We start from the raw sequence: 1,706 nt of genomic DNA, 5'->3' as shown, positions 1-1,706 counted from the left end.
TCCTGCGTACCTCGTCCTGCCGACATCGACCCGGGTACCGGCGGATCAGCGGCCCCTCACTGTCGCCTCCTCCCCGCCCGTGAGCCGGTCGCGGGGCGGGGAGGCGGACAGCGGCAGCCTCACCGCAGGGGCTTCCAGCTCCCCAGCGCGAACCCGCCCGCCTCGGTCTTCTGCCTGCTGATGATCGGCTCGCCCGTGCTCGAGAGAGCCATGGCGATCAGCCCGCCCCCGTCGCGCTTCTGGAGGGCCAGCGGCGTCCGGCCGGCCCCCGTCTGCGTGTGGGTCCACCATCCGCCGGCCTCCTCGTCCTCGGCCGGATAGGCGGCGAAGGAGACCTGCCCCTGGTCCGCCTCCTGGGCAAGGACGGTGCAGTCGTGGCCGTCGATCGTCAGACGGGACAGTGCCAGGGGACCGTCGCCCGCGGCCTTCATCAGCGGACGGGGAGCCATGCCCCGGCTCGGCGCCCATACCTGGATCACGCCGTCCTCGTCCGTGAAGAACAGGGACACGGTGCCGGAGGTCGTGGCGATCGCGGAAAAGGCTCCGGGCGCGGCGGCCCTCGTCTCCAGCCGCTCAGCCAGCTTGAACGGCGCGCCCGGCTTCTCCTGGGTGAACCAGCGGATCGCCTTCCCGTTCGGGACGAAGAGCTCCACGCGTCCGTCGGAATCGGTGGCAGCCGCCAGGTGAGTCGTTCCGGTGTCGCCGAGGTCCTGCCAGTTGCCCCAGCCGCCGGTGGCCCCCTGGATGCGCAGGCTCACACCCGTGCCTCCGTTGCGCGTGAACACGCAGAGCCGGCCTTCGCCGTCGACGGCGGTCGCCGGGTCGCCGGTCCAGGGCCCGATCTTGTTGGAGTGCCCGAGGGAGCGCCAGCCGAGCAGCGGCCGGCCCGTCTGGAACTGCACGGCATGCACCAGTTCCACGTGCTGCTTGTCGGTGCCTGTGTCGGTCCGGCGCAGGCCGATCAGATGGACGTATCCGTCGGCGCCCTGTGCGACGCTCAGCACGGGGAGCAGCCCGGGCGCGTCGATCCGCTCCACGGCGCCCCATCCGGACGGTGTCTCGGTCCAGCGCAGTACCGCACCGTCGGCAGGTGCGTAGGCCGTGAGCAGGCCTTCCGTTCCAAGGGTCAGCCAGTTGCCCGAGAGCCGTGCGGCCGCGGCACGGTCTTGGTCTCGGAGTGGGGTCGCAGGCGTAGTTGCCATCGGAAGTCCAGTGCGTCGGAAGGGGCGTCGGGCTGTTCAGTCCTTCATTCTTTCAGCCCGTGGACCCGGGATCTCCGCGGGTCCCCCGTGCCCGCGATCCTGCTCACCTGCGGCCCTTACGTCATGGACACGCTCCCCGTACTTCTGGTCGTCGACGGCGCCAACGTCGTCGGCTCCGCCCTGGGGGCCCCGCCCACGCCGAAGGCTGTGGGGAGGATGGTGGCGTGACCGGCGCGGGGCCGCCGAGCGGTTGCGCGACCGGCTCGTCGCGTACGCGCCGGCCGGGATCGCCGGTCTGCCCGGACCCGTCGAGATCGTGCTCGTCGTCGAGGGTGCCGCCCGGGGGCTCGGATCCGTGCCGCGCGGGGTGGAGCCGGCCGCCGGGAGCGGTGACGACCTGATCGTGGAGACCGTGGCACCGGCGGCCGGGCGGCTGTGTGTCGTCGTCACCGCCGACCGGGAGCTCCGGCGGCGGGTCGAGGCGCACGGCGCGCGGTGCGTGGG

At 72.7% G+C, this 1,706-nt stretch carries 1 protein-coding gene and 1 pseudogene; one reads left to right on the top strand and one right to left on the bottom strand.

What is annotated here, in order from left to right:
* Window positions 1–119 precede the first annotated feature (119 nt).
* On the bottom strand, window positions 120–1,202 hold the full coding sequence (locus ACWGH4_RS34865; RefSeq protein ID WP_453467891.1) for a hypothetical protein: 1,083 nt from the start codon (window positions 1,200–1,202) through the stop codon (window positions 120–122).
* 123 nt (window positions 1,203–1,325) lie between these two features.
* Between ACWGH4_RS34865 and ACWGH4_RS34860 the strand changes: the two are divergent.
* A pseudogene (locus tag ACWGH4_RS34860) lies at window positions 1,326–1,706 on the top strand (hypothetical protein); the annotation flags it as partial.

It is taken from the genome of Streptomyces sp. NPDC054847, from assembly GCF_053610925.1.
This window is presented reverse-complemented; position numbering and strand designations above follow the sequence as displayed.

Bases quoted from the DNA above. Each gene is read 5' to 3' on its own strand.
- ACWGH4_RS34865 (WP_453467891.1), bottom strand. From the start codon at position 1,202: ATGGCAACTACGCCTGCGACCCCACTCCGAGACCAAGACCGTGCCGCG.